The sequence below is a fragment of the Chitinophaga sp. YR573 genome (assembly GCF_900110995.1).
GTDB lineage: Bacteria > Bacteroidota > Bacteroidia > Chitinophagales > Chitinophagaceae > Chitinophaga.
Genome location: NZ_FOJF01000001.1, coordinates 1,380,241 through 1,404,298, shown reverse-complemented (window position 1 = coordinate 1,404,298; position 24,058 = coordinate 1,380,241). Strand labels below are relative to the sequence as shown.

General features: G+C 39.2%; 15 protein-coding genes and 1 pseudogene. 6 read left to right on the top strand and 10 right to left on the bottom strand.

The window, feature by feature from the left end; all coding sequences use genetic code 11:
• Position 1: 1 nt before the first annotated feature.
• Positions 2-502, bottom strand: a complete 501-nt coding sequence (locus BMW86_RS05870; RefSeq protein WP_143056497.1) for a hypothetical protein — start codon at positions 500-502, stop codon at positions 2-4.
• A 272-nt stretch (positions 503-774) separates the two neighbouring features.
• Between BMW86_RS05870 and BMW86_RS05865 the strand changes: the two genes are divergently transcribed.
• Complete coding sequence (locus BMW86_RS05865; protein WP_089779863.1) at positions 775-1,431, top strand: alpha/beta fold hydrolase; 657 nt, start codon at positions 775-777, stop codon at positions 1,429-1,431.
• Here BMW86_RS05865 and BMW86_RS05860 read toward each other — a convergent pair.
• The 4 genes from BMW86_RS05860 to BMW86_RS05845 form a co-directional block, all read right to left on the bottom strand.
• Positions 1,428-1,892, bottom strand: a complete 465-nt coding sequence (locus BMW86_RS05860) for an acyl-CoA thioesterase (RefSeq protein ID WP_089779861.1) — start codon at positions 1,890-1,892, stop codon at positions 1,428-1,430. The two genes, BMW86_RS05865 and BMW86_RS05860, sit on opposite strands and share 4 nt — an antisense overlap.
• 61 nt (positions 1,893-1,953) lie before the next feature.
• On the bottom strand, positions 1,954-3,465 hold the full coding sequence (locus BMW86_RS05855) for a PfaD family polyunsaturated fatty acid/polyketide biosynthesis protein (protein WP_089779859.1): 1,512 nt from the start codon (positions 3,463-3,465) through the stop codon (positions 1,954-1,956).
• Between the two features lie 82 nt (positions 3,466-3,547).
• The gene (locus BMW86_RS05850; RefSeq protein ID WP_089779857.1) at positions 3,548-8,608 is read right to left on the bottom strand and encodes a hotdog fold thioesterase; all 5,061 of its coding nucleotides are present in this window, start codon (positions 8,606-8,608) and stop codon (positions 3,548-3,550) included.
• On the bottom strand, positions 8,605-15,180 hold the full coding sequence (locus BMW86_RS05845; RefSeq protein WP_089779855.1) for a type I polyketide synthase: 6,576 nt from the start codon (positions 15,178-15,180) through the stop codon (positions 8,605-8,607). The genes BMW86_RS05850 and BMW86_RS05845 overlap by 4 nt, the downstream gene beginning before the upstream one ends.
• 352 nt (positions 15,181-15,532) lie before the next feature.
• On the opposite strand from BMW86_RS05845, the gene BMW86_RS05840 reads away from it, so the two are divergent.
• Both BMW86_RS05840 and BMW86_RS05835 read left to right on the top strand, forming a co-directional pair.
• The gene (locus BMW86_RS05840; RefSeq protein WP_089779852.1) at positions 15,533-16,078 is read left to right on the top strand and encodes a dihydrofolate reductase family protein; all 546 of its coding nucleotides are present in this window, start codon (positions 15,533-15,535) and stop codon (positions 16,076-16,078) included.
• 136 nt (positions 16,079-16,214) lie between these two features.
• On the top strand, positions 16,215-16,829 hold the full coding sequence (locus BMW86_RS05835; protein ID WP_089779850.1) for a hypothetical protein: 615 nt from the start codon (positions 16,215-16,217) through the stop codon (positions 16,827-16,829).
• 35 nt (positions 16,830-16,864) lie between these two features.
• On the opposite strand, the gene BMW86_RS05830 is transcribed toward BMW86_RS05835, so the two are convergent.
• From BMW86_RS05830 to BMW86_RS05810, 5 genes are all read right to left on the bottom strand, one after another.
• Positions 16,865-17,488, bottom strand: coding sequence for a hypothetical protein (locus BMW86_RS05830; RefSeq protein WP_089779848.1), 624 nt, complete (start codon positions 17,486-17,488; stop codon positions 16,865-16,867).
• Between the two features lie 207 nt (positions 17,489-17,695).
• Positions 17,696-18,508: a biotin/lipoyl-containing protein gene (locus BMW86_RS05825; RefSeq protein WP_089779846.1), complete on the bottom strand. Its 813-nt coding sequence runs from the start codon at positions 18,506-18,508 to the stop codon at positions 17,696-17,698.
• Between the two features lie 27 nt (positions 18,509-18,535).
• Positions 18,536-19,168, bottom strand: a complete 633-nt coding sequence (locus BMW86_RS05820; protein ID WP_089779843.1) for a pyridoxamine 5'-phosphate oxidase family protein — start codon at positions 19,166-19,168, stop codon at positions 18,536-18,538.
• Between the two features lie 3 nt (positions 19,169-19,171).
• The gene (locus BMW86_RS32455) at positions 19,172-19,357 is read right to left on the bottom strand and encodes a hypothetical protein (RefSeq protein WP_143056496.1); all 186 of its coding nucleotides are present in this window, start codon (positions 19,355-19,357) and stop codon (positions 19,172-19,174) included.
• 330 nt (positions 19,358-19,687) lie between these two features.
• Complete coding sequence (locus BMW86_RS05810; RefSeq protein WP_089779839.1) at positions 19,688-20,563, bottom strand: hypothetical protein; 876 nt, start codon at positions 20,561-20,563, stop codon at positions 19,688-19,690.
• A 94-nt stretch (positions 20,564-20,657) separates the two neighbouring features.
• Between BMW86_RS05810 and BMW86_RS32980 the strand changes: the two are divergent.
• The 3 genes and pseudogenes from BMW86_RS32980 to BMW86_RS05800 form a co-directional block, all read left to right on the top strand.
• Positions 20,658-21,047: pseudogene (locus BMW86_RS32980) on the top strand (PDDEXK nuclease domain-containing protein); the annotation flags it as partial.
• Complete coding sequence (locus BMW86_RS33310; protein ID WP_410492541.1) at positions 21,025-21,180, top strand: PDDEXK nuclease domain-containing protein; 156 nt, start codon at positions 21,025-21,027, stop codon at positions 21,178-21,180. The pseudogene BMW86_RS32980 and the gene BMW86_RS33310, both read left to right, overlap by 23 nt.
• A 427-nt stretch (positions 21,181-21,607) precedes the next feature.
• Positions 21,608-23,809 (top strand): glycoside hydrolase family 65 protein, encoded by a 2,202-nt coding sequence (locus tag BMW86_RS05800; protein WP_255372857.1) that lies wholly within the window; start codon positions 21,608-21,610, stop codon positions 23,807-23,809.
• The last annotated feature ends 249 nt before the right edge of the window (positions 23,810-24,058 follow it).

The window sequence follows — 24,058 nt, the reverse complement described above, 5'->3', positions numbered from 1 at the left end:
TCTATTTCATCTTACTGCGAATCTTTTCCTGCGTGGAAGCAAGGAAGTTGATAGATTGCTGCAGGCGATCATATGGCATGCCATTATCAAGAGCCATATCCTTCTTAGTCACTTCCAGACCGGCCAGGAAAGCTTCAAGGTAGGACAGGAACTGGGTTCCCTCTCCGTTGAGCACGTTATAGATCTGATCGTTCAGGCGATCTCCTTCTGCCCGTAACTCATTATTCGTAAGGTCCGTAACATTGCGCATCTGCCGGATAATTTCTCCCATCTGTGTCTTCAGTAGTTCCAGGTTTTTCGGGTCTTTGTTCCCGGGAGCGATGTTTTTCCGGAAGATACTATCGGAGAGGTTTTTCCTTGTCTTCATATAAAGGGTGAGTGCTCCTTTAAAAGCTTCCAGATTGCGGATAAGTTCGTCTCCTTTTTCGCGTGTGAAGTATTTATCCAGGTTCGTATTGAGGTGTTGCGTCCAGTTGAGCATGCTTTTAGAGACGTCTTCCACGGGCGCGGATTGTGCGGATGCGGAAGTGGCACATAGCAAGGTTATAGTCAGGAGAAGGAGGGGGCGGAACATCATTTTTTTATTTGAAAATACGCAATCTTTTTTTGATGTCGGAGTTGTCAGCCATCCTTTATTTAAACCCATTAAGTTAGCGGAATAATTTTATATACCTTACATCTGAATCTTACTCGTTCAAATGGATTTTTTTATCATTTGACATATTGGAGTTAGCGGAGAAAGAGTGAGAAAGAAAACTATACACAAATTCGCCTATGAAAGCCTATTTTATTAGTGGAATTGGAGCAGATAAAAGGTTATTCTCCTATATTGAATTACCTCCGGGGTTCGATCCCGAATATATAGAATGGATTGCTCCGGGAGAAAAGGAATCGCTGTCAGAATATGCTATTCGCTTATTTACTCCATATTATTCAGATAAGCCATTTATTCTGATAGGTTTATCACTTGGAGGAATTGTGGCTGTTGAGATTGCAAAACAATTTTCCCCGGTTTGTACCATTATTATAAGTAGCGTTCCGGTTAGCAGCCAATTACCCCCGTATTATAGAGTTGCCAGGAAAATGAATTTACAACGCCATATTCCGGCTGGCTTGTTTAAGATAACTGCTACACTAAAGCATTATATTTTCATGAAATCCTGGGCAAATAAAAGGCTAATGCGGCGTGTCATTTGGGAAGGGGATAGCCGATTCATCAAATGGGGGATGAATGCGGTTCTTTCATGGACTAATGATGTATTGCCTTCACCGCTTAATCATATTCATGGTACGCGGGATGAAGTATTTCCCGTTAAGTATGCAAAACCTACGCATGTTATTCATAAAGGAGGCCACATGCTTGTAATCAACCGCGCGGAGGCAATCAACAACATACTTCAGGAAATACTGCTCCCGTATAAATCAATTTAAGGAAAACTATCACCTGATGACGGGATTTCTCCTGTCTCCTCAAATGATCTTACAATCTCACAATATTCCTCAGGATATGTTGTTGGCATTTTAGAGTGAAAATCAAATGCGGCCATTAATGAATGAGCTTTAGCAACAATTTCTGTTTTGTCCTTTTCCCTTCGTACAAACAGATTATGTACTTCAAAACTGCGTGCATCAACATTAAATAAACGTGAATAAATAGTTATGTCATCCCCAAATTCTATTGGTTTGATAAAGTCAATGGTAATTCTTGAAAGCACCGAATTGAAATTAAGACTGGTTTTATCCTGATTAAAGACATCCTGGAAGTATGCAATCCGGGATTCCTCCAGATATGTCTGATATTTGGAATTATTTAAATGACCAACAATATCCAAATCAGAAAAACGAACTTTGATCGGAAAAAGATGCTTGTAATATTTTAATATTTTAGGCATAATGAGTACAAAATTAGTGTGGTTACTTTAATCCTGCTTTGTCATTGGTGTTTTTAGAATGTTAATTAGTCAGGGATTTCAGGATGTTTTCCCTATAATAATAACAAGCTCCTTTCATTATTTCTTCTGCAACTCTCACCACTTTCCTGTTTTCAGTTTTCTCCAGATCTGTTCCCTTAACCCATGCATTAAATGCACCCATTGATGGCCCGCACCATATTTGATAATCCAGTTCCCTGCCTTTTTCTCCGCTATTTGCCCATCGGGAGGACAAACCCAAATACCATCGGAATATCAGCGCCATTTTAATCTTCGGGTCTGCCTCGGCAGAGTTTAATAAATCCATATTTCTTTCTCTGAAAAAGTCTTTAGTATCATCCCATACTTCTTCAAGTGAACGTCTGAAGAGTTGCTTCTCAATCTTTTCTTTTTCTTCTTTAGGTATAGCGTCAATTAAGTTATACGACCTGTATAATTCATACAACTTTTGTGCTCTTCCGGAAAACATAGTTCCTCTTTTTAAAACCTGGAGTTTAACCCCCATTTCAAACATATCCGCCGCAGGAGCCATTATCACATCCGTCATTTCTGCCTGCGCTAAAAGTTTTCTTACAATGTCGGAAGACCCTGACTCTATGCATGCCTGATTTACAGATCCCGTTACTATAAATGAAGCTCCCATCGAAAATGCAGCGTAAGCAGCAGTTGGTGTACCTATTCCGCCGGCTGCTCCAATATGAATTTTATGTTTGTAATCATGTTGCAAGGTAATTTCATCGCGGAGTGCAATGATGGCTGGCAGGATACAAACCAGCGGGCGATTATCTGTATGGCCTCCGGAATCAGCCTCCACGGTTATATCATCAGCAACTGAGATACTGGCTGCAAGTTGTGCCTGCCTGGGTGTTATTTTTTTTTCTTCAACCAGTTTCTCCAGCATTGCAGCAGGTGGTGGCTGCATAAACTTTCTGGCAACTTCCAACCTTGATACTTTGGCTATTACCTTATTTTCAGATTTTATAATTCCATTTTCTTCCGACAGACCAGCAACTTTATACCAAACGATATACGGAGTTAAATCCATATAAGCAGAAGCTTCAACCACCTTTATCTTGTATTTTAAAAACAGCTTTACTCCGTTTATTTCCAGGGCTTCTTCACTTGGGCTATGTATCAGATTACAGGCAAAAGTTTTATTTCCAAGTGCCAGTTTAATTTTTATTATTGCTGCTTCCAGCAGGGAAGGAACAAGACCTGCAGCCCCAAATGAACTTAGTATATCATTTTTCCCCAACTCAATTACCATTCTTTCTGAGGCTATTCCGTTAGCCATAGCTCCAGTCATGTAAGCGTATTTAACATTATAGCGTTCCCTGAATGTTTTGTCGCCTATATTTTCAGGACTTATTGCAGGAAGTTTTCCGCAATAATCTGATTGAGGTCTGTTGGGTGTTATTTTTATTTCTTCTGATACTTCTTCAAAATGTATTTGATTGTTGTTATCTGAAAAAACGTGATAGGCCTGTTTTATATTAAAAATCGCTGCATTGGATGTAGAAAGAAACTCCTTCATTTTGCAATAATATTTTAGTCAGTCAAAAATTTATGTGAGCATTTCCATAAAATGGAATGATTGGAATAGTTAGAAACAGCTTTTAATTTGCTTCTGTAATAGCAAATGCCAGGTTTTTTATTTCGTAAATCCTTATATTTTCTTTCCACAAGCTTCCTTCTCCAATAACAATAGTATGATTGTTATTATCTGTTATGGAAGTAATATGAATTTCAAGGCTCATGCATTTATTATCCGGCACAATTTGCCCTCTGTATTTCCATATTGTTTGATGGTTTTCCAACTGTTTAAAACAAGGGTTAGCATATTTTTTGCCTAAATTTTCGAGTATAGAAAAAGCCTGCATTGCCTGTATCATGGCTTCAGCACCCAAAGAGCCGGGCATTACCGGATCCTGATAAAAGTGGCAATTGTAAAACCAATCGGCCGGGTCAATATCTTTAAAACCATATATATAGCCTCTGCTGTGTTTTCCACCATTTTTTACGTAGGTTAATTTATCGAGGAAATTCAGTTGCCGGGTAGCTAAGCGGAAATGTTTTTTGCCGTTCTGTATCCTGAACAATTGTAATCCAACTTCCGAGGCTAAATCAATATGCAGGATATCTGCCGTTTGGGGCGTTGTTTGGAACCATGCCGGTATTTCTTCACCCCGGTCCAGCCCAACCTGATTTACCAGGCTTGATTTCGGGAACCAGCCGAATGTAGCAGTACCTCTATAAAACGTCTTAGCATCATATATCATTTCGAAGGTGAAATTTTGTATAATGTTGCCTTCATAGGCCGTATGGCTGGTAAGTACAGCTTTATTGGTAATGGTTTTTCCCCGTAAATCCATCATTTCGCTCAAAGTACCTTCTCCATCAAGATTTCTGAAGAACATATCATTTTCGGGATAAATAAATGCACTTCCTAAATATGCTGTTAGCCCACCACATGGTTGTAAGGCCATTTCCATTAAAACAGAATAGGGTATGTTTTCATTATAATACCATGGGGCTATAGGGACATCGTATTCGCAAACGATAGAAGGCTTGTTGTTGAAATGATGTCGTTGCCCACTAACCGACATTATTCTTGAGATAAACTGTAAATCAGTATTTGGAGAACGCGAAAGTGCCCTGTTTTCAAATGCTTCGAACTCACTACCAAAAACAGCCACCGGAGACCCTAACGCAAAATTGGCAATTTGTTCTTCATTAAGCAGGGGTATTGCATCGTTGGTATTTTTCGCCGTAATCAGATGTGAATTATTTTTTTCTTTTAACCGTAATCCCAGGTTTTCGAAATGAACTGCAACAAGCCCGTCTTCTGTCAATATTTCCACATCTGATATTACGTGTAGATCAGGAGTTAAACTTATTTCTTTGATCTCCATACGGTACGTTAGTTTGGTGTTTTCAGGTGTTACCTGTCTTCTGCAACGTACTTTTTGAGATAAGCCTTCTATTGGCTGAAAACGTGCATCTTTAACCAATCCGTGCATACCCAGGTAGAGCATAAAAAACTGCAAAAGTTGTCCTCCCCCTTCAGCCTGTAATGAACCGGCCAGTACTTCATCGTCCTTAAAGTGACAAAGGAAATACCAGTCATTGGGATGAAGGTCTTTTTCTGCGGTTATTAGTCCCAGGCCCCATGGACCACCTTCAGGATCGACTGCCGTTACCCTGTCGAGCATTAATAAATGTTCTGACGGAAGTCGTAATGAAGGGTTTCTCCACTGGTGGTGATATGATTTGCCAAAACACAGTTCTGGTCTGCCATTTACAAGGTGTAGCAAATCCTGCCTGGTGAAAGCAGTTTTAGAAGTGTTTTTTATTGGAACAAATCTTCTTTTTTTAATATTGCTGCGGAGCTCCAACTCTATTTTGGTTTTAACAACACCTTGTCCCTGTTCCAGTTCTTCATCACTAAAAAAACCGGCGCTGCCATTGGTCATCTTCAGGACCATCTTTTCACCTACATAGCAGTTGTAGCTGAAAAAGAATAACAGGTTACCGCCATTTCTTACATATGAATTTATAGAGATGTCGTATCTTAAGGTATCCCCTTCTTTAGGTAGCTCGTCCAGGAAAGTGAGTGTGCAGTCAAGCAGTCTGTAAACCCTTTCACCTTTGTTTTCAAAATCGATACCTAAATAACTTATCAGCATTAAGTCGCATTGACCGGATTCAACCGAAACAGCCCAGGGAATCTGACCATCCACAGAATACCATGCATTATAAGGAATGTCATATTCAGTGGTCATGGTGGATGGCTTGAATTCGCCGGTTTTTGCATTTATCCTGGTTACCCTGCTCACCAGTAAATAAGGAGGCAATGGCAAACGCACCTTTCGCTTATAGGAATCAATTATTGTATAATTCTCTCCAAATACTTTAGAGATACTGCCACCTGCAAAATTCAGCAGATCTTTTTCATTCCAGATAACATCTTCATTATTCTTTCTGTGCACAGGTAATTTTCCGGCGAGGGCTTCTTCAAACGAGTAAACCTCCTGATACGTTTTAGAGTTGGCGTTTATGCCTGAAAAATAATCAGCAAACCGAACCCCTCCGTTTACAATTTTTGTCAATGAAGCCGCTTTGTTCCCTGAAAGCTTATTTCCTTCTAAGGAAACGGGAGCCTTTCCGGCAGAAACAGAGATAAGCCCGGTAGTTGCTGAATGTCTGTTTAATGAAGCAATAATTACCTGATCCTTTGCATTTACAGAATGAGTTTTCAGCTGTATCAAAGCTTTTGCAAAACTGGCAGCAACAGAAACAGCATAAGTATACCCTACATTGGGAGTTACACTTCCTGAGTCTAAGGGTTTAAGGTCTTTTATAATATTTTTTACAAAATCATTGTTATATATGGAACTTCCAGAGAATTCGAGATATGAAACGTCCTTAAAACGTTTAATTTCTTTTTTATTTTCTTCTATTACAACATCATTAAGGTATCCAAACACCCTTTTTTCCGGCGATTCAACCATATTTTCATTTTGCAAAACAAAAGCTGCGGCGCCTTCTCCAACAGGGTAATCTGTTGATTCAAACTTATTGCGTAACAAAAGATGCTCATAACCTCCGGCAAGGTCAACTGCCCCAACAACTACTCCGTCGCAGGTTCCGGCCTCTATCATCAATTTGGCTATATCCAGCACTTTGGTAAATGAATCTTCTCCGCACGAAACGGTAAATGCCGGCCCGGTAAAATCCCATAAGGCTGCAACACGGGAAGCCATAATACTACCGACAATCCCTGTATGAATACTAACCGAAGGTTCTTCAAGAACAATATCATTAATAAAATCCTTGATGTTTTTTTGTACGTTAATCAACTGCTGTTTTGATACATGCTGGTTTTCCGACGCCTCATTAAATTGCCAGTTTAAATCCAGACGGCCAGTATATTTGTGCAAAGCCTGTTCTGGCTGCATAGCAATTATAACACCTATGTTATCTCCTTTTTGCAGACCTGATTGCTGTATGGCTTTGTCGGCAGTTTTTAGTAATAAAAGTTGTTGTGTAACTATTTTAGACGCTTCGCGTGGAGGTATTTTATAACGCAGTATGTCAAAATCAAAAGCATCTACAAAATTTCCTTCGGGAACTTCTTTTAAATTAAACCGCAGCAGCAATTCCTGCATTTCTTCAATGCCGTACCAGCGGTTTTGAGGCAGCCGTTTTTTTACAATTTTATTGGTAGTAACTATTTCGTTAAGTTGCTGCAGCGATGTGATTTCTCCCAAACAAACATCCATACCTGTAATGGCAATACGGCCAACAGGGTGCGATTTTTGAAAAAGCTTAATCTCATTTGCTGTTGATCCGGCGCCAAGAATTAAATGAGCATTTGCTCCTCCAAAGCCAAAGGAATTGATCGCTGCTAAACGGGGGCTTTCCTTTGGCCAGGTAATATTCCGGGTTACTATTTTTTCTTTTAAATCCACCGGACTTTCAATTCCAATAGTTGCAGGAATTATATCGTTATTTAAGCTGTTGATTACTTTCACTAAGCCGGCCATGCCGCCAGCCGTAAGCAAATGCCCGGTATTGGATTTAACCGTTCCCAGATATGGTGAGGATGCTTCTCCAAAAAACTCTTTAATGGATTCCATCTCGGTTGTATCTCCAACGGAAGTACCTGTTCCATGGCATTCGATGTAGGAAATATCTTTTGGTGAAATATTTACATGGCTGTAGGCTCTTTCAAAACATGTTATTTGCCCTTTTTTATTAGGACTTAATATAAACTTGCCTGAACCGTCGTTAGATAGTCCTGTGCTATATATAACCGATAATATTTCGTCGCCGTCTCTGAGTGCGTCTTCGTAACGTTTTAAGAGCACAAAACTTGCACCTTCCCCGGGGATTAATCCTGACGAGCTTTTGTCAAACGGTTTTGATTTTTTCCCCTGAGAAGGAAATGCATTAAAATGCGAAAACCCGATGTTTATAAATAGAGGGTCGGCGGAGCTTATAGCTCCGGCAAGCATCATGTCAGCTTTGCGGGTATTAAGATAATGGGATGCTATTTCGATGGCATGTAATGAAGATGAGCAGGCTGCATCCATCGCAAAATGCCTTCTTCCCAGTCCTAAAGCTTTTGATGTAAGCGCCGAAAGATTTTCAGCGGAAAAGGCATTATAAAAACTCCACAAATGAGGTTCATTAATGCGTGGTAATGAAAAAGAATCAACATTGTAAATGCTTTTTATGGCGTTTTCTGAAATGTCGGTATACAGTTCATTTAGTATAGAACGGGATGCCCTGGTAGGTAAGCAAAGGTTTCCTACAATTAAACCACAGCTTTCGAGTTGGGATTTGTTCCAATAGCCTGCTTTTTCCAGTGCATCACGGCTTGTAGAAAGTGCCCACTGATATGTTTCATCGAGATATGTTAATGCATCCTTATCAATTTTAAATCCTTCCGGATTAAATTTAAAATCTCTTAAGAAGGCTCCGTTTAAGCAATAGCTTTTGTCATTTGTATTGTTTTCGGGATGATAAAAATAATCAGTGTCTTTTCTGAACTCTTTTTCGGTAGGTGTAGAGGTAAGGCTTTGATTGTTTAAAATACACTCCCAAAATTCTTCTGCGTTCTTGTTTTCCGGAAACAAGGCAGAAAGGCCTATAATTGCTATTTTCTCTTTCATAAAGCCACAGTATATTTTTTGTTAGCGAATGCCTCATTCAACTCTTTGCTTAAAACTATTTCGGCTCCAATCAGGACTACACATATATTTCCATCTTTATCGCAGCTACAAATATCCGCGCTCATTATTACACCGTTGGCACTGCGTATTTTATACATCACAAAGTATTCGGTATTAAATTGCAGCGGTTTAAAGAACTCACATTTAATAACTTTAACAGGTAAACTGGCTGAATTAAAAAGGTGCTTTGCCCATACCACCATCCCCTGGAATTTTACATCCATTATAAAGGCATTGGTATCCGATACCGGGAACTGCCCCTGGATCTCCTCGTTTACAGGCTTTATAAGGCATTTTACAATGAGTTCGTTATTGTCTATTTTCAAGACTTCTGTAATACCCTTAAATGAAGGCCCATGAAACAAGGTGCCGTTTTCATATAAAACTTCGCCCTTAATCATCCCGGGTTTATCAATATTTTCAACAGGAATAACCGTTGATGGCTTTAAATATCTGGAGAGCAACACTCGGGTTTTATAGTGCATTAGCTTTTTCCCCGTTTTAGTCTGACTATATAGCGTTCCTTCAAACAAAACCTCATCGTTGTCCTTTTCTAATTCTGTTAATTCAAGCGCAAAATTTTCGCTGAATTTGTCGTCAAACACAATTCCTTTTAACACACGTGAATCTTCAACCGCAGCAACTTTTAATCCCGGATAAAATTGCCTGGTACCATCTATTATCATACCAATGGCATTAAGGGCTGGCAATACAGCATTTCCGGATATTACATGATCGTTGAGGAAAGGATTGTCTTCTAATTTTAATTTTCTTTCAATCGTATATTTCCTGAGTCGGGGCTTTATTTGCGTTGGAGGTAATGGAAGAGGACTTCCAACAATAACCAGCGTATTTCCTGTATAAGTACTGCTTAACTCCGAGACAAAAAGTTGTGCACCATAATCAGGTGGAATGATAGAAACATTCCTTTCTTCAAACGACCTTTTTAACTCGGGGCTCACCATTCCCGCATCCCATGGCCCCCAATTATACGAAACCGTTTTGCATTGCCTGTAACGTGCAGCAATATATAATGCCAGTTTGTTTAATATTTCGTTCGATAAAGCATAATCGGCCTGTCCCTGATTTCCGTAAAATCCTGCAACAGAAGAAAACAGCAACAGAAATTTCAACTTTTCCGGAGGTAATACTTCCAGTACAGACAACAAGCCCCCTACCTTAACAGAAAATACCTGTTCAAAATCCTCTTCTGATTTTTGTTCAATAAGTTTATCAGCAAGTACGCCTGCACCATGAATGATACCCGTTATTTCGCCCATTTTCAAACGGGTCTCTTTTACTATTTGCTCAAGTTGTTTTTTATCACGCACATCTGCCTGGAAATAAATTGCTTCAGATCCATTTGCCTTAAGTTCCGCAAGTGTTTGTTCTATTTCCCGTTTTGAAATAATCTGCTGAAAAATTTTCTGAACTTCGGCAGGGGTAGGGTTTTTTCCCTCATTCTTCAACTGTCCGGCAATTTTCTTTTTAAGCTCTTTCTCATCGGTTTCTCCTTTTGCCCAGGCTGGTTCAGGGAGATTTACGGATGATCTGCCCAACAATATAAATTTAGGCTTGCAATATTGTCCCAGCTTATTGATACAGGTACTTGTTATGCCTCTGCCTCCTCCGGTAACCAAAAATACATCCCCGGAAGTAACCGTTAAATGATGCAGGGAATCGGGATCAGGGGCAATCTCTTCTGCAACAATTGTGTTTCTTGTGTTTTCTGTAAGTGCTACTTCTTTTGTTTCCATATTGGGGTCGAGTAACTCGCCCATAATTAATGAAGCTGCCACCTGTGTATCCATGCCGGGCCGTATATCTATACTTCTGCAGAAAACATCCGGCCATTCCAGGCCAATAGTTTTTATCAGACCGCAGTTACCTCCCTGTATCAACGAAAGGTTGGAATTATTATTAAATCCAAGATAACCGTCTATTTGCGATACCGAAATAAAAAATGGCCTGGCCCCGGTAATATCCTGTTTGTTTAACCGGAGCTTAAAATGTTTGGCAATAAAAAATGCCGCTTTTAAATACAGCTGGTCGTTTATTATGGTATTAAGTGATGAAGCATCATGGTTTTCAAAAGTGCAGATAACACCTGTGATAGTGTTATACTTTTGAGCAGTTTCGTCAAAAGCTTGTTTTATTGCCTCATCAGAAACACTGCTTAAAGATACATGGGTGGCTTTTCCTGGTTTTGTATCAGGTACTTTTTTCCCAAGGCTTTCGGGTAAATGAAGTAATATAACATTTACAGACAGGTTTAAAAGGTTATCAACCAAATCTGTCAAGAGCTTTGAACCATTATCAGTTATGATGACCGTATCGTTTTTACTCCACTCAATTACCAGTTTATCAGGTCTAGGAAGAAATTTCAGGCGGGGCTCAGAACGTTTAACCTTATAATCAGTTAGAATTTTTTTTTCGGGTGCTGATTTTTTTACTTCTGAACTAAAAGAGTTTTCCCGGACTGTTCCATTCGACTTTGCCTCCAGGTAATCCGCAATTTGCCCCAGCGTTTTTAACGCTGCCATTTCCTTAAGATTTGCTCCTGTCATAGTAGGGAAGGCCTGCTGCATGGCACCGAAAATCTCCACGCGTTTTATGGAATCAATGCCTAAATCTGCTTCCATATCCATGCTTAATTCAAGCATCTCTGTTGGATAACCTGTTTTATCACTAACAACTTGTAATAGTGATTGTATGAGGGTATTTATATCAGCTCCGGATATAACGGTTGGTGTCGCCGATGCAGGTGCTGCGACGGAGGCTATACCCATTTTGGTCTCCAGGTAATCTGCAATTTGTCCCAGCGTTTTTAGCGCTGCCATTTCCTTAAGATTTGCTCCTATTATGGTCGGGAAGGCCTGCTGCATAGCACCGAAAATCTCCACGCGTTTTATGGAATCAATTCCCAGGTCAGCTTCCATGTCCATGCTTAATTCAAGCATCTCTATTGGATAACCTGTTTTATCACTAACAACTTGTAATAGTGATTGTACTACAGTATTTAAATCAGCTCCGGATGTAACAGTTGTTGTTTGTGTTGCTGTCGCCGGTGCAGGAGTTGGAGTTACGATGGAAGTCATACCCATTTTGGTCTCCAGGTAATCTGCAATTTGTCCCAGCGTTTTTAGCGCTGCCATTTCCTTAAGATTTGCTCCTGTTACAGTTGGGAAGGCCTGTTGCATGGCACCGAAAATCTCCACACGTTTTATAGAATCAATGCCTAAGTCTGCTTCCATATCCATGCTGAGTTCAAGCATCTCCGTCGGGTAACCTGTTTTATCACTAACAACATTCATCAGGGAATTTATGAGCTCATTAGGTGTTACTGATATTGTTGTTGAAGATGCAGGGGGCTGTTGCTCCGGAATAAGCAGCTTGGGTTTACTTTCTATGTGTTTATCGGTTATTGCATATTTTGGATGCAATGACTCCAGCAGTTTTACCTGCTCTGCCATCAATTGAGAAATGGCTTTAAAACCTTCTAATTGTTTTAGGAAAATATCACTGTAAAATGCATTTGTCTCTGGTCCGGTATCTCCGATACTTACAGCCGCAGCTTTTACTGGTTGTTGACTGTTTGCTATTTCCGGAGTATATTCTGTTTCTGCAGCAGCCTTTAATTTTTTTACTTTCTCAAGGCCTTCATTATAATATTTAATTGTAGCCTCGCTTTGATAATTAGCGGAGCTTAATACAACATTTAGCTTGTCGGCAACGATATTTTTTTGCGCCGGTATTTTAAATACGTCCGGCTCAGTAACAGGCAACCCTGCTATTTTCATTTTAATGACTGCATCCTTAAACTGGTATTCGCTGCCTTTTTCTTCCGATGGATTTATAGCAATGGCAATGAATTCTCTGCCGTTTAATATCTTCTTTACAAGATTGGTTAATATTCCTTTAGGTCCAAATTCAACAAATACCCTTGCATTATCCTTATACATTTGTTCTATTTCGTCTTTAAACAAAACAGGTTTCAGGATATGTGAAGATAATGTTGCTTTAATAGCCTCAACCGTTTCAGTGTATTTAGCGGCGCTCGTGTTGCTGTATACCGGAGTTTCGGGAGCTTTGAATTTGGTTTTGGCAACTATTGCAGAAAATGATCCTGCGGCATGTTCAACAAATGAAGTATGAAAAGCTGCTGAAACGGGTAGTTTAACGGCCGAAATTCCCAACCGCTGAAATTCGGCCAATGCTGTTTCTATTTCTTTAGTATCCCCCCCAAGTACAATCTGGTTATCCGAATTAATGTTGGCAACAACAAGTTTTTCGAAGTTGGTAATGATTTCCTTTACGCGTTTCAGCTCTGCACTAACGGCCAACATAGCGCCACGCTCTTCACTTGTATTAGTGCCCATAAAGCGGCCTCTTTCTTTGGCCAGTAAGAGATAGTCTTCTTCAGTTAAGGCTCCGGAAGCCCAAAGGGCTGTAAGCTCACCAAAACTGTGGCCTGCAACCATATCCGGCGAAAAGCCTGACTGCTTAAGCAATTTGTAATATGCCATGCTGATTGCTCCTATCGCTGGTTGTGCATATTGAGTTTGCGTAAGTTCCTGTTTCTGTTGAGCTTTGGTTTCTTCGTTAAATGCAGGTATTGGATATACAACTTTTGAAAGTGCTTTTTCCCCGCTTTTAACAAATAATTCGTCCAGCTTACCCAATACTTCTCTGAAAGGAGGGAAGAAACAAGTCATATCATTTGACATATTTACATACTGAGATCCCTGTCCGGAGAAGAGTGCAGCAGTTTTTCCTCCTTTTACCAAATCGTCTTCGGAATAATAAAATCCTTTAGGATGTTCAAAAAGAGGTTTTGCTGTACTGCTGATATATTGTATTGCTGCTGATAGTGTAGAAATTGCTTCCTGAACATCCACTGCTACAAAACCCAGTTTAGGTTGATCTCCTTTTAATTTGATCTTTAAAGCATTGTCCGAAATATCGGCTAATATTTCGTTTGCGTTAGGGGCATTCAACTGCTCAAGCAATTGGCCGGCGTTATGTATTAATTCGTTTTTTGTATCAGCCGTTAATACCACTGCATAAGAAGAAGTATAAGAACGGTATGGCTTAGTATGTTCGGATTGGTATTCCTCAAGTGTAACATGAAAATTAGTGCCACCAAAACCAAATGCGCTTACAGAAGCTCTGCGTGGTGTATGCAGAGGGTTTATCCATGGGCGTGTAAAGGTATTGATATAAAATGGCGTATTCTCAATATCAAACTTACGGTTCGGCATTGTTACGTTGATAGTACCGGGCAATATCTTATTGTATAAAGCCAGAGAAGCTTTTATAAATCCGGCAGCTCCTGCCGTTGATTTTGTATGCCCTATTTGCGATTTAACGCTGCTGAGTGCGATACTTTGTTTTTCGCTTGGTTGGTGGGCCATCTCTATTTTCAGCGAATCAAACTCTGAGGGATCGCCGGTAGGAGTGCCGGTTCCGTGGCATTCAATCAATCCTATGGTATTCATTGAATAACCAGCCTGTTCGTAAGTACGCTTTAAAGCCAGCGATTGCCCTGATGATTGGGGGGCATAAATGCTTTTATTTTTTCCATCACTGGAACTTCCGATACCTTTTATTACAGAATAGATTTTATCTCCATCACGTACAGCATCTGAAAGGCGTTTTAACACTACTAATCCTATCCCTTCACCGATGACTATCCCATCCGATTTATCATCAAATGGTCTTATCTGATTCTCTTTTGAGAAAGCCGGCGTTTTGCTGAATGAAAGGTACATTACGGGCGAGGTATCGGTATCTACTCCGCCTGTAATAATCATATCCACATGCCCCAGTTGCAATTCCATAACAGCCATTTTAATGGCAGAAAGGGATGTTGCACAAGCTGCATCAACCACACAATTGGTGCCGCCAAGATCAAAACGGTTTGTAATTCTGCCAGCTATAACATTACCAAGCAGACCTGGAAATGAGTTTTCTTCCCATTTTACAAATGCCGATTTAATATGCTCAATTACTACTGTCAGATCTTTTTCGGGAATTCCGTAAGCTCTTAAGGTCTTTTCCCAAATAGGGTATTGTAATCTTGAAATAAGCGTACCCAGTAGCTTTTGTCCACCCCCAACACCTAAAACAACTCCGGTGCGTTGGCGTACTTCTTTATTAAACTTTTCGTTTTGCCAATAGCCTGCATCTTCCAACGCGGCTTTGGCTACTACAAGCGACAATAGTTGTGATGAATCAGTAAGCTCTAAGATATTTGGGGGCAGCCCAAATTCCATAGGGTTGAAATTTATATCCGGAATAAACCCGCCAACTTTACTGTAGCTCTTGTCGGGATCGGTTGGATTGGAAGAGTAATAATCGCTTATTTTCCAACGATTTTCCGGGACTTCCGTAATGCAATTTATTTCTTCAACAATGTTTTGCCAGTATTCGTCAAGGTTTTTTGCTTTTGCGAACAATGAAGACATTCCTACTACTGCAATGTCTTTTTCTATTCCAATTGGTTTATTCATATGGTTATCAATTATCGTTTAATGAAGGGTTTTGTTTACGAAGGTTTAGGAGATATATAAAGCTTATGGTAAGACAAGTTTACCCTAAGTTTTAATCAGGATTTATAGAAAAGTTTCTAGTTTGGAGATAGCTTAAATGAAAAAAGCGCATTTTGATACGCGCCATCATACAGATAATTGTTATTTTAGTAGAATAGCCGTTAGTAACCCATCATGAAAGAATCAATTAAGAGTACTAAAAAAGGATGGATATGACAGTCACAGATAAAGTTCTGATGAATGCTTCCTGGGAGGTGCGAGGCCTGGGTTTGTAGAAAATGACAAGCGAAAAAATAAAGTAACAAGTTATTTAATGAGAAAAGTAATTTTAGATTTAGCAGTAACCCTGGACGGATTTATTGAAGGACCAAATGGAGAAATTGATTGGTGCATTATGGACGATGATATGAATCTGGATGATTTTATATCAGGTATAGACACGATATTTTACGGCAGGGTGAGTTATGACGCCTGGGGGAATTTTCAACCAGAAGCAAATGCCAGCCCGATGGAACAAATGATATGGCAGGGAGTACATTCGAAGAATAAAGTTGTTTTTTCCAGCCAGAATAGACAAGATGAAAAAGCTACTTTCATAAGTTCTGACATAGCTAATAAAGTAGTTGAAATTAAAGAACAGGAAGGAAAAGATATTTGGCTTTATGGTGGAGCAAGCCTTATCAAGACTTTTATCAATTTGGGTCTTATTGATCAATATAGAATATCGGTACACCCAATAGCTTTAGGAGGTGGAAAGCCGTTGTTTGATAACTTAAAAGAACGTATAAAATTGAATTTAATCAAAACCAATGTGTTCAAATCTGGAGTTGTACAACTTATTTACGAACCTGAAAAATAAAAGAACAATGGTTTTTGATGAAAAGACCTTTGGAAAGCGGATTTAACCGACTTAGACGATCAACTGATTTATCATGTTTACGATTGTTTTTTTGTAGTTTTAGGCCTTAGTGCATAAATACATAAAATACGCTGCAATGTCCCTGATTAAACCTCTGTTGGCCTTTTTCCCTTTGATATGTTGTATAACTGCTTTCGCACAAACACAACAGGATATACCAGCTCCTTCATTCACCCAAAAGGATACGACCTATTGGGTTTACAATTTCCGGCAGTTCAGGGATGCGGTTTATCAAAATGACATAGCGAAAGCAAAATCATTTATGGACTTTCCATTCATAGATGACAATAACGAAATATGGTACCTGGCATACGACTTCAATGAGCCGCTTACCAACAAACTGGGAAGTAATGTAAAGCCCTTCACCGAAGGGGACTTTTACAAATATTTCAACAGGTTGTTTCCAAAAAGTTTCATTAACTGCCTCTTAAAGATCAAGACAGATACACTCTATAAAGAAGCCCGCTATGAGACCAGAACATTTGAAGACAGCCTCGCCTCAAATAGCTATATGATGTATGTAACATTAGACAGGTCTGAAAGTACATTGACATTAAATCTTGCCTCACAACCTGTCTACGGTCATAAGGAAGATGAAGACCAGGATGGAGGTGAATTTAACATTATTTACCTTTTTAAAATCACCAGGAAAGGGCATATTAAACTTCAATCGGTAAAGCTTGCAGGATAATGCGTGTCCCAGTTCCGATATTATTTATTCTCATTTTACAGCTTATTACAATTAAAACTCTCTCTTAGTTCTTTCAGTTTTGTCCAAACCGGATTAGTGAAAGGTTGTGGTGAAAGCTGATGGAAAACGATTGTATTAGTCATTCCCGGACATTTGATAACGTGTACTATACAATTTAGCACCATCGGTTTTTTAGCCATATAATCAAGCATGCTGACAGTACCAGAGTAGGTGGCTGCATCGCTGCCCTGTGGCTTTTCAAGTTTCTTTATCCGGGTATCTGTTTTGGTGATCATACTCGCGGGAATGTTCCGTTTTTCAATGTTCCGGCCGATCAAGCCATCGTAATAGGCATTTAAATTTTTATCAATGATTTCAGCATTGATCTTCTGTGCTCCTTCTATATACCATAAAAAGGAATAAGACCAGTATTCCTGATTACCAGATTCGCCCCAGCCCAGAGCAAAACGGATATCTTCTACGCCTTTATAAGGAATAGCGGGTGCAAAGTCAATCGGCATCGCGAAACGTTCAATTTGCCATCCTTCGACAGGCAAATAGTATGGAGCCTTCCATGTTTCAGGATTGAAGCTGGTTTGTTCCTGTCCAAACGAATGCAGGGACCAGAGAGAGAGCAGTAAAAGAAAAGTTTTTTTCATATTTATTGGATTTATGCCTGGGTGAGCTTGTAAACAACAATGACTATGCCTGTCTTAAAGAATCACGGTAGCAGCCAATGTAGGCGGTATTATGCCAGCAAAACTGTTCATGAGTGAACAGTTTCTGTTCGTATTCGTACGATGCTGAATCGGATAGCAGTTACCTCGTCCCGAATAAACTCAAATGATTCATCATGTTCACAGAATTTAATAGCTGGATTGTGGATCAAGTAACGCGATGCAGGTTGGGAATTTAAATGGAATACCTTCTTCCAGTAACCATACAAGCTGACCTGTCTGGGGGGCAAAAATTTCAACCGAAACTTTGTCAGTACTTATCTCACAAATTACTTCATCTTTCATAACGATCTCATTCAATTCTATTTTCCAATTGGTAATGATAGCTTCATATTGCCCGCTTAATAAAACTTCTTCATTCAATACTACTTCAAAGCTATGTGGGAATTTATCTTTAATACTGCTATATGTTGATAACAACGGACGGTTTTTTCGCCAGATCTGTTCTCCAAAGGGGGAATCAATTTTCAAATAACCTTCAGCAAGTTTTCTGGTTGATTCGGCCTGCATGGCTTTCCATGCATTTTCTTTCTCTTGTTTTATCAATGCTTCCTGCTGATTGAAAAAAGCGGTTTCGCCTTGTAGAATATCCGTAGCATAGGTCATCAGGTAATGAGCATATCCGAAGAGTTGATCAATCTGATTGCCGGTAATGGGTCTTTCAGGTTTTCGTTCTTTTATCAGTTGCAGAATGCTATATAAGTAATTACCATTGGTATTAACCCCCAAATGAATATCTGTATTCATGCCCCAGTTAATACCTGTCACTACGATCCGGATTTTACTATTCGAAAACGTTACCTGAAATAAATTATCTGTATCTGTCAGGATAACATTTTCTTCCTGTAAACCGAAGCTGCTACAGATAGCTGCAAAGGCTTTTCGTGCTTCATTTTTGAAGTAGTGAAGCGCATCAGCATGTAGTTTATAATAATCTTGCATACCTATCGAAGATAGAAATTTTGATAATTAAGGTTTTATTCCATGTTTATGTAAAGTGGCTTTTAATTTTTCTATTTCATTCTCCATTTCTGTTATTTGATTTACCTGTGTTGCAAATGCGTCTTCAATTTCTTCTATGGTATATCTTGGAGTGATATGTTGAGGGCAATTCCAGTCGTATGCTTCTATATCTAATGTTATCATGCGCTCCGGCTTAAATGCATAGTCCGGTAAATCAAGCAGTTGATAAAGGGCAGGATCATCTTTCAATTCTACGATGGTTACTTTTCCCAGGATTTTCAACCTGGCTCTGGAAGGATAATCAACCATAATAAGTGAGACATTATTATTGGTTTGAATATTCCCTACGGAAATATATTGCATGTTTCCCCTGAAATCTATAAAACCGATTTTTTTTGTATCCAGCACTTTTACAAACCCTTTAGGACCGCCACGATGTTGTATATATGGATATCCATTTTCTCCAATGGTTGCCATGTAAAAGCTATCTCTGTCAGCAATAAAGTCTATTTCATGCTGAGTCAATCCATCTACGTAGGTTTCTTTTTCAAGTCTAGCGTAGCTTTTCCTGCTACCCAGTTTCTCCTGCATTTCTTTAACGGCAGCAGTAAATGCTAACGAAGCGAAATTCTTTGCCATATTTTAGTCGTTATTTTCTTTGACATCGGAAGCAGTATCTGTTTCTTTCTTTTCTTCCTGTTCCAGGACTTTGTCCCACAATGTATCGCCACATTCATCCGGAATAACTACATCTTGATCTTGTTTTTTCCGGTTTTGCAATGCGGCGGCTAATAAAGAAGCAGGATTTTTTGGAGCATCTTTTTCCATTATTACAGTTTTTATAAAAATAACGTTTTCAAAACTTACTATGATATTGTCTTCATATAGGTTGTTAATCGCAGCATAAGAATTTGCAATTGAGATAAAGCGAAAGCCCGGCATCGAATGTAGCTTGCTTAGGAACGGTTAAATTATTGCTGGTTTAGTTTAACCTAAAGAACCTCGAATCAACCTAATGATTGATAATTAGTCTACTATACAAATTTACCCAAAATCAAAAAGCTTCAAACATTGAATTTGAAGCACGTAGTTTCTGTGAGTTTGTTTGTTGAGTCTGTTAACGGTACCAGTAACATTATCATCAAGTTTTACAGAAATTTATAATTTGGGCTTGCTCCACGGCACCCAGAATCCCTGCCAGCAATTATGATTTGGATAGTGATAATAGGTTAGTACCTCCTTCCAATAAGGAATATCTGTATCGTCCAATCTGATTGTCTGCAGCGCATCCAACTCAGGAATACCTTTTACAAGATCTATATATCCCTGCGGATAATCTTCTTTATCATCATAATATATCTCTGTAAGGCCGAGTTCTGTATCAAATTCCCTCATCAAAAAATGACGGAGACTCCATGCCATGATAATCGTATCAAAACCGTAAACAGACAAGACAGGCCTCAGACCATGCCCACCATCATCCATCAGGAATGTATGTGCAGTAATAGGTAATAAACAAGGAGCTTTTTGATACCACTCTCTGAATATCCGAACTTTTTCTTCATCGGATTCCGGACGCGGACCCCATGAACGTAACCAGGACTTACTGAGCCCTAAAATGTTACTGACATAGAAGTCATCTATCCACGCAAGTCTGCTTTCGATCCATTCCTTTTCTGTTATCCAATTATAAAAGAAAGAAGGACGGTATGGCGGAGTCACAAACACTCTTCTCTTCCTTTCTTCTTCAGACTCTTCATATTTTCCTTCTTCTTCACTTATAAATTCCTCTTCCTCCTCTTCATAATGCTTATCTATGGTGTGCAATATTCTCAGAAACGTCCTGTGTTCAACGCCAAATTTTATAGTATACTTTAGCTCCAGTTCATCGATCTGCTGATCTGTGAGTGGCAGCCATTTTGCCCCATGAATTAGCTTATCATGCGGTACTTTGCTCCAGTATGATTCTGTTGTTTCTTTTACCCAGTAAAGAAAATCGGATAGGTTCTCAGGAAATGTTATTTCTCTATTCAACGGTATTTCTAATTTTAGTAGGAAAGCCTGAATATAAATAATAAAAGCGAATATCGAAGCCAGTTATTTGATCGGCTTTCCAGGGACCTGACTCATACTTTATATAAAATTCCCAATTATCCAGACGCTGTCTGGACAACTGACATGGAGCCATTATGTAGAGATATTAAAAACGGAGAATGAACAGGAAATAGGTTTTTATGCCAAACAAGCTGAAAGGGACAAATGGAGTGTACGGGAACTAAAGAGACAAATGAAAAGCATGTTGTTCCACAGACTTGCCCTAAGTACAGATAAAGAAGGAGTGCTAAAACTGGTAAATGAAGGTCACGAAATACAGCACCTTGAAGATTTAATTAAAGATCCGTTTGTGCTGGAATTTTTAAATATACCAGAACAGCATCAATATCTGGAAAGCGAACTGGAAGAAAAGTTGATTAATAACCTGCAACACTTTTTACTTGAATTGGGAAAAAGGTTTTCCTTTTATTGCCAGGCAATATCGTATTCGTGGCAAACATTTCCGATTGGATCTATTATTCTATCATCGCATACTGAAATGTTTTGTTCTTATTGATTTAAAGAATCGTGGTAGCTGCGAATGTGAGCGGTATTAACTCAGCAAAACTGTTCATGAGTGAACAGTTTTGCTGAGTTAATACTTCTTTTTAGTTTACAGGTTTCATAATCTTGTTTTCTGGTTGTTGAGAATTGAAGTATCCCCTCTTTTGTTAATTGGGTTGTGAGAATGTTCGGGAAGTGTTCGGGGAGTGTTGTAGACTTGACCGGGGTTTGGTCGCCCTTTGATCGCCCTTTGGTCGGGGTCTGGTCGGCTTCAGCCGATCAAACCCCGACCAAAGGGCGATCAAAGGGCGATCTATCTATAGAGACTTATACAACTTACTCCGAACAGTCACTACACAGATTAAAAATTCTGTTAAATATTGGATCTGTGCAGATAAGTTACACGTATTGGTCTTAATTTCGCAACATGGACAGAAGGAAGGCAAGAGCCCTTACCAATTGTTGAAAAACACCTCCACTTTGTATCAATTAACTACAGTTAACCTTGATTTAACCCACGTAGCACAATTATTGGTAAAATTTAAGAACAACAATATGGGAACACAATTAAAAGGACCGTTCGGTGGCTTTTGGGGGAGTCAAATTTCTGGCTTACTTTACCTTAATATCAGAAAAACGATTAGTATGAAAATAGGATTACTTTTTCTCCTGATTATTTGTTTCACGGTACATTCCAATGCTCAGGATCCATGGAAGATTAAGGCTGAAAAAATAGATCCCAATAACTATTATGGAGTAACTGTGGCAAATGGTATTATTGGTATCGTATCGTCGCCCCAACCGTTTAAAGTTAAAAACGTGGTTTTAGCCGGTGCTTATGATACTTACGGGCGCGGCCGTGTAAGTAACTTCTTAAATGGCTTTAACCTGCTTAATATGTATCTTGAAATTGATGGTATGCGGCTTGATGAGCGAAATACACAACAACTGCAACAGGAGCTGGATATGCATCATGCTTCATTTACAACGCAACTCCTATACGGCAAAAAAGCAACTGTAAAATATACCTATTATGCATTGAGACATCTTCCTTTTTCAGTATTAATGGATGTAACAATAACGGCAAAAGAAGATCTAAGAATAACTGCGGCCAGTGTGATGGAAACTCCTGAAGCTTTACGTGACGTTCAAAATTATTATAATGAAATTGACAGACCACATGTAACCCTGAGCTTACTTACTTCTACGGCAAAAAGCCCTACAGGAAAGCTACAGCTCTGTGCATCAAACAGTTTTCTGTTTGCAGAGCAACACGGAAATGAACCTAAGATTATCCATGAAATGTGGGATAATAATAGTCATTTAATGAAATTTAATAAAACTTTAAAGGCTGGAGAAAGTTATACCTACTCGGTTATTGGGAGTACAATTAGCTCTGCACAGCATGCCGATCCGCTCAATGAAGCAGAAAGGATGACCATTTTTGCGAAGCTCGAAGGAAGAGACAGGTTAATTAAATTTCATAATGCCGCCTGGGATGAAATTTGGGAATCGGATATTACAATAGATGGTGATCCGCAGGCTCAACAAGATGTACATAGCATGTTATATCATTTAACATCTTTTTCAAGATCAGGCACTTCTTATTCGCTTTCACCAATGGGATTATCAGGTTTAGGTTATAATGGTCATATATTTTGGGATACTGATATCTGGATGTTCCCTGCATTACTGGTCCTTCATCCCGAAATTGCAAAATCTTTAATCGAATATCGTTTTGAGCGACTGGAACAAGCTGAGAAAAATGCTTTTTCTCATGGTTATAAAGGTGCAATGTATCCTTGGGAAAGTGCAGATACAGGGGTCGAAGAAACGCCTGTATGGGCGCTGAGTGGACCATTTGAACACCATATCTCAGCAGATGTTGCATTAGCTGCCTGGAACTACTATTGTGTTACACAAGATAAAACCTGGCTTAGAGAAAAAGGTTGGCCGATTTTATCTCAAACAGCCGATTTTTGGGCAAGTAGAGTGGAAAGAAACGGATTAAATCAGTATGATATTAAAAATGTTGTAGCCGCAGATGAATGGGCAGAAAATGTAGATAATAATGCTTACACAAATGCAGCGGCAAAAGTAAACCTGCATAATGCAAATTTAGCTGCATTAATTTTAGGGATCCCTCTAAATAAAGATTGGGAACTGGTTGAAAAGAATATTCCGATTTTGAAATTTGATGATGGTGTAACAAAGGAACATGCATCTTATAATGGTGAGGGAATTAAGCAGGCAGATGTTAATTTACTTGCTTACCCTTTAAACATAATAACGGCTAAAGATCAAATTGAAAAAGACCTGGCTTACTATGAAACCAGAATACCTGCAGAAGGAACGCCAGCAATGACTCACGCTATTTTTGCACTTCTTTATGCCAGAACAGGCAACCCAAATAAAGCCTATTCATTTTTTAAAGAAGCCTATGAACCTAATTTAAATCCACCATTCAGGGTAATCGCAGAAACTAAAGGAGGCACAAATCCCTATTTTGCAACAGGTGCAGGAGGTGTCCTGCAAAGCGTACTGATGGGCTTCGGAGGATTGGAAATTTCGGCTAAAGGAATTGTACAAATCCAGAGCTCATTACCTGGAAATTGGAAATCTCTTAAAATTTCCGGCGTAGGTACGGACAAAAGGACCTATACAATAAACCAGAAGAATTGATATAGCTAAATGTCCATAATGGCAGTCGGCAGGTACTGATTTTATAGGGGAATCATGATCAATAAATTAATTAGTTTACCTGTATTCGAATAATCACCGTAAAGTGGGGCAACATGCCTCAGAGTTTACACGCAATTGTATCGTAGCTTTTCCCGTCAGTAGTCTGTCGGATTTTCCGACAGACTGAATTTCTTCCAGTTCGCTTTCTTCAAAGATATGTCGAATATCCTGCGTAATGGTTGTTCTACC

Bases quoted from the DNA above. Each gene is read 5' to 3' on its own strand.
- BMW86_RS05865 (WP_089779863.1), top strand. From the start codon at position 775: ATGAAAGCCTATTTTATTAGTGGAATTGGAGCAGATAAAAGGTTATTC.
- BMW86_RS05860 (WP_089779861.1), bottom strand. From the start codon at position 1,892: ATGCCTAAAATATTAAAATATTACAAGCATCTTTTTCCGATCAAAGTT.
- BMW86_RS05830 (WP_089779848.1), bottom strand. From the start codon at position 17,488: ATGAAAAAAACTTTTCTTTTACTGCTCTCTCTCTGGTCCCTGCATTCG.
- BMW86_RS05845 (WP_089779855.1), bottom strand. From the start codon at position 15,180: ATGAATAAACCAATTGGAATAGAAAAAGACATTGCAGTAGTAGGAATG.
- BMW86_RS05820 (WP_089779843.1), bottom strand. From the start codon at position 19,168: ATGGCAAAGAATTTCGCTTCGTTAGCATTTACTGCTGCCGTTAAAGAA.
- BMW86_RS05825 (WP_089779846.1), bottom strand. From the start codon at position 18,508: ATGCAAGATTATTATAAACTACATGCTGATGCGCTTCACTACTTCAAA.
- BMW86_RS32455 (WP_143056496.1), bottom strand. From the start codon at position 19,357: ATGGAAAAAGATGCTCCAAAAAATCCTGCTTCTTTATTAGCCGCCGCA.
- BMW86_RS05840 (WP_089779852.1), top strand. From the start codon at position 15,533: ATGAGAAAAGTAATTTTAGATTTAGCAGTAACCCTGGACGGATTTATT.
- BMW86_RS05850 (WP_089779857.1), bottom strand. From the start codon at position 8,608: ATGAAAGAGAAAATAGCAATTATAGGCCTTTCTGCCTTGTTTCCGGAA.
- BMW86_RS05855 (WP_089779859.1), bottom strand. From the start codon at position 3,465: ATGAAGGAGTTTCTTTCTACATCCAATGCAGCGATTTTTAATATAAAA.
- BMW86_RS05835 (WP_089779850.1), top strand. From the start codon at position 16,215: ATGTCCCTGATTAAACCTCTGTTGGCCTTTTTCCCTTTGATATGTTGT.